The sequence below is a fragment of the Arthrobacter sp. HMWF013 genome (genome assembly GCF_003061105.1).
Lineage (GTDB): Bacteria > Actinomycetota > Actinomycetes > Actinomycetales > Micrococcaceae > Arthrobacter.
In genome coordinates this window covers 1-4,448 of sequence record NZ_QAIQ01000482.1, presented here as the reverse complement: position 1 = coordinate 4,448, position 4,448 = coordinate 1, and the positions used below count along the sequence as shown (strand labels likewise).

The following is a 4,448-nucleotide window of genomic DNA, read 5'->3' as shown; positions in this document are numbered from 1 at the left end:
GGCTGGCGCACGCTCTGCGGCTGGGCGCCGGGGCAACCGCTGACGACGTCGCCGCCGCAACTGCCCGGCACCTGGGCCGGCCGGTCACAGAGATCACAGCCCTGGTCCACGAGCGGCCGGAAACCGAAAAAAGGCTGGTGCAATGGTCACAGGCACTGGAGAAACTAGAAAACGAGGTCAGGACCCGATGAACGAAGAGCACCGCGCCCAGCAAATCCTCGATTCCGGGCAGCAATTCCCGGACCCGCGGCAATATACTGCCGGGCGACAGCAGGATCCTGCACGGCAGCAGGATCACGTGCACGATGATCCTGCGCGGCAGGCGCTCCTGGACGTGCGGCACGAAGTGGCAAAGGCCGTGGTGGGCCAGGACCCAACGGTCACGGGAATGCTCATCGCGCTGCTCTCCGACGGACATGTGCTCCTCGAGGGTGTGCCCGGCGTCGCCAAGACCCTGCTGGTGCGCGCCCTTTCCGCGGCGCTGAGCCTGGACACCAAGCGGGTGCAGTTCACACCAGACCTGATGCCCGGGGATATCACCGGTTCCCTGGTCTATGACTCCCACACCTCGGCGTTCAGCTTCCGCGAGGGTCCGGTCTTCACCAACATCCTGCTCGCCGACGAAATCAACCGCACGCCACCCAAGACCCAGGCCTCCCTGCTGGAGGCCATGGAAGAGCGGCAGGTCTCTGTTGACGGGGTGTCCCGCCCGCTGCCCACTCCTTTCCTGGTAGCGGCAACCCAGAACCCCGTTGAATACGAGGGAACCTATACCCTGCCCGAAGCCCAGCTGGACCGCTTCCTGCTCAAGCTGACCATGCCGCTGCCCGGCCGGACGGACGAGGTGGAAGTGATCAGGCGGCACGCGGCCGGCTTCAACCCGCGCGATCTGGACGCAGCCGGGGTCCGGGCCGTGGCAGGCGCCGAAGACCTTCAACGGGCGCGGCAGGCCGTGGCAACAGTCGCCGTCGAACCGGAAATCATCGGATACATCGTGGATCTGGTCCGCGCCACCCGGCAGGCGCCGTCGTTCCAGCTGGGCGTCTCGCCCCGTGGCGCAACAGCCCTGCTGAGCACCTCCAGGGCCTGGGCCTGGCTGTCCGGGCGGAGCTTCGTCACCCCGGACGACGTCAAAGCACTGGCCCTGCCGTGCCTGCGCCACCGTGTGGCCCTGCAGCCGGACGCCCAGATGGACGGTGTGCGGGTGGATGACGTCCTCGGCAGCATCCTGGCCTCTGTCCCCGTCCCCCGCTGACCCGCATCAGCAATGGCACTCTCCGGACGTTTCGTACTGCTCGCCCTGCTGGGGCTGGCGCCTGTCCTGCTGCTGCCCGGCTGGGGATCGGTCATGTGCGTGCTCGTTGTCCTCGCCGCACTGCTGGGCCTGGATCTCGGCCTGGCAGCTTCCCCGCGTTCCATCGAGGTCCGCCGCGCGGACCCGGGCAACGTGACGCTGCACGCCACAGCCGTTTCCGTCCTCACCGTGTTCAACAACGGCCCCCGCACGCTGCGGGCCACCGTCCGGGATGCCTGGCAACCCTCCGCCGGCGCCCAGGATCCGGTCCAGGAAATCCAGGTCCCCGGCCATGAGAGCCGCCGCCTGAGCGTCCGGCTCCGGCCCGTCCGCCGCGGTGACATGAAAGCCCCCCACGTTACGGTGCGCTCGCATGGCCCCCTGGGACTCGCAGCACGGCAAAGGACGGTTCCGTGCCCCGGCATCCTCAGGGTCCTGCCGCCCTTCCATTCACGCAGGCACCTGCCGTCCAAGCTCAGGAAGCTCCGCGAACTGGACGGCAAAGCCGCGGTGCAGATCCGTGGTGCAGGCACTGAATTCGACTCACTCCGGGACTATGTCCGGGGGGACGACGTCCGCTCAATCGACTGGCGGGCAACTGCCCGCCGCTCCGCCGTCGTCGTCCGCACGTGGCGGCCGGAACGTGACCGGCGGGTGGTGATCATGCTGGATACGTCCCGGACCTCGGCGGCGAGGATCGAGGACGAACCGAGGCTGGACACCGGAATGGAAGCCGCGCTGCTGCTGGCGGTGCTCGCCGAACGCGGCGGTGACAGGGTGGACTTCCTCGCTTTCGATCGCCGCCCCCGCGCCAGGGCTGGCTCGGCCACCTCCGGCAATCTCCTGGGGCAGCTGGTCCAGGCGATGGCGCCCCTCGAAGCAGAGCTGATCGAACTTGACTGGTCCAGCATCCCCGGCCAGATCCGGGCGGTCTCCGCCCACCGGTCCCTGGTGGTCCTGCTGACTTCGCTGGATGGCGGAGCACCGGAGGAGGGGCTCATTCCTGTCGCTGCGCAGCTGGCACGGCAGCACGTGGTGGTGGTCGCCGCGGTCCGCGATCCCATGCTGGGGCAGATGCTTGCGGAACGCTCGAACGCCACCGACGTTTTCCGGGCGGCATCGGCTGAACGCGCACTCCTGGAACGGGCAGCCGTCGCGGCCGAACTCCGGCACCACGGGGTGGAAGTGGTGGACGCCGAACCGCACCAACTGCCTCCGCAGCTTGCCGACATGTACATCCGGCTCAAGGCGGCCGGTAGATTATGAACCAACCGCAGCGCAGCCGGCGGTACCGTCCAGGAGGTCAACAATGAACGTTTCCATCTATAGACAGGCCCTGGGCGAGGACTTCCACCGGCTGCAGCCTGAGCTTCAGGAGTACTTTTCCCTGGTGCCCGGCTCCGGCATGTACGGTGTCGGGGAAGGCGTTTTCGACGTCGTGGGCTGCCGTCAGGCGTGGCTGCGGCCGTTGCTGAAGCTCACGTCCGGGGAGGAAGCCTTTTTCCCGGAGTACGGGGAGAACATTCCCTTCAGGATCGAAAACCATGCGCACCTGGACCCGTTCGGACGGTCCAGCCTGACCGCCCGGCGGGAGATCCGCTTCCCCGGGCACCGCAGGATTTTCCAGGACACCACCAGCCTCACGGACACCGCTGACGGCCCGCGGCTGGTGGACTACCTGGGCAGGTTCCGGCGTATGGTGACAAACCTGAAAGTCAGCGTGACGGAGGAGGGCAGGCTGCGCGGAGTCTCGGACGATTCCAGGCTTTTCCTGGGCCCGCTGCGGATGCCGCTGCCCACGACGGTTGACGCCAAGGCCTATGCCGAACAGTGGTGGGACGCAGACGCCGGAGAGAACGGATCGCACCGGATCCAGGTCAAGGTCATCCAGCCGCAGATCGGCCAGGTGCTGGTCTACGCCGGCAGCTTCAACTACCGCCTGCGCCCTTACGTCGGTGGCAGTTCGGCGGCGGGCTTCCTGCCCCGTTACGCCCAGCCGGACCGGTGGGAAAACCGGGTGTAGCCGGCTAGCCGTGGGCCTGCTGGTTCAGCCCGTCAGCGACTTGCGTGAGCCTGGCCAGTACCGCGTTGGCGGTGGACGGCGTGTGATGCGCAAGCCCGACGGACGGGGTAACGCGCACACTGCCCAGGGACGACGCCGGCAGACCCAGCTGGCGCCACGGCCGCCACACGGCATCCACGGCCTGTGCCACCCTGGGCAGGGTGCCATTGCTGAGGTCAAGGGCGCCCGCCCAGAGCCGCTTACCCGCCTCAACCGCCGGGGCCACCTGCTCCCACTGCCGCGTTGTCAGGCCTTTCAGCGGAACGGCAACCCCGTCCGCGCCCGCGGCGATAATGCGTTCGATCGGCGCCTCGATTTCCGGAACCGAGATGACGATTTCGGCGGCACCGGCGGCGCGGAGGGCCTCGATCACCAGGCGCCAGGACTCCGTGACCTCCTGGCCACCCACAGCCCGCAGGGTCCGGTAACCGCTGGACGTCGGGATGGTGCCGGCAAGAACGGCGGCGATATCCGGCTCGTCGAGCTGGACCACCAGCTGCGCGCCGGGGACCGCGCTTGAGACTTTGGACAGGTGGCTTTGTACACCGGCCGCCAGCGAGGCCGCAATGTCCCGCCGGGCTCCGTAGTCCAGCAGGGCACGTTCGCCGTTGTGCAGGTGCAGTCCGGCGGCGAGGCTGAGCGGACCCATCAGCTGTAGCTTGATCTCGGCGGCGGAAGTGTCTTCTGCGCCTGCCACATCGGCCAGGACGTTGATGTCCGTTGAGAGCGCAGACGCGGCGCGGCGGAAGTCCTTGCCGGGACGGTCCACCAGGCGCCAGCCGTAGGGCTGGACATCAACGGCCAGCTCAACCAGGAGGGACGCCGTCCTGCCCAGCGCGTCCGAGCCGACACCGCGGTCCGGAAGCTCGGCCAGGAACGGCAGGTGCGGGGTGCCGAGCTCGCCGCGGATGATGCGGGCGGCTTCCACGGGGTCCTCCCCCGGCCAGGGGCCCAGCCCGGTGGCGGTTACTTCCACTCTGCGGCAGCCTGGTGGTCCTCGGCGATGGCCTCATGGTGGCGGATGACCTCGCCAATGATGAAATTAAGGAACTTTTCCGCGAAGGCCGGATCAAGGTGTGCGTCCTCTGCGAG

General features: G+C 68.1%; 4 protein-coding genes and 2 pseudogenes. 4 read left to right on the top strand and 2 right to left on the bottom strand.

Annotated features, from left to right (window positions below):
* The 4 genes and pseudogenes from DBR22_RS23940 to DBR22_RS17340 all read left to right on the top strand — a co-directional run.
* Positions 1-191: pseudogene (locus DBR22_RS23940) on the top strand (DUF4350 domain-containing protein); the annotation flags it as partial.
* Positions 188-1,255 carry an AAA family ATPase gene (locus DBR22_RS17350; RefSeq protein ID WP_258229266.1) on the top strand — a complete coding sequence of 356 codons (1,068 nt, stop codon included), beginning with the start codon at positions 188-190 and terminating at the stop codon, positions 1,253-1,255. The pseudogene DBR22_RS23940 and the gene DBR22_RS17350, both read left to right, overlap by 4 nt.
* A gap of 12 nt (positions 1,256-1,267) precedes the next feature.
* Complete coding sequence (locus DBR22_RS17345) at positions 1,268-2,560, top strand: DUF58 domain-containing protein (protein ID WP_108600049.1); 1,293 nt, start codon at positions 1,268-1,270, stop codon at positions 2,558-2,560.
* Positions 2,561-2,603: 43 nt separating this feature from the next.
* A complete protein-coding gene (locus DBR22_RS17340) occupies positions 2,604-3,317 on the top strand; it encodes a DUF4166 domain-containing protein (protein WP_108600048.1) in 714 nt (237 codons plus the stop codon).
* A gap of 4 nt (positions 3,318-3,321) precedes the next feature.
* Here the strand turns inward: DBR22_RS17340 and DBR22_RS17335 are convergent, their stop codons facing one another.
* Positions 3,322-4,332, bottom strand: coding sequence for a hypothetical protein (locus DBR22_RS17335; RefSeq protein ID WP_108600047.1), 1,011 nt, complete (start codon positions 4,330-4,332; stop codon positions 3,322-3,324).
* Positions 4,323-4,448 (bottom strand): annotated as a pseudogene (locus DBR22_RS24695) (chorismate mutase); the annotation flags it as partial. The gene DBR22_RS17335 and the pseudogene DBR22_RS24695, both read right to left, overlap by 10 nt.

Excerpts from the sequence above, each read along its gene's own strand:
- DBR22_RS17350 (WP_258229266.1), top strand. The coding sequence starts at position 188 with ATGAACGAAGAGCACCGCGCCCAGCAAATCCTCGATTCCGGGCAGCAA.
- DBR22_RS17345 (WP_108600049.1), top strand. The coding sequence starts at position 1,268 with ATGGCACTCTCCGGACGTTTCGTACTGCTCGCCCTGCTGGGGCTGGCG.
- DBR22_RS17340 (WP_108600048.1), top strand. The coding sequence starts at position 2,604 with ATGAACGTTTCCATCTATAGACAGGCCCTGGGCGAGGACTTCCACCGG.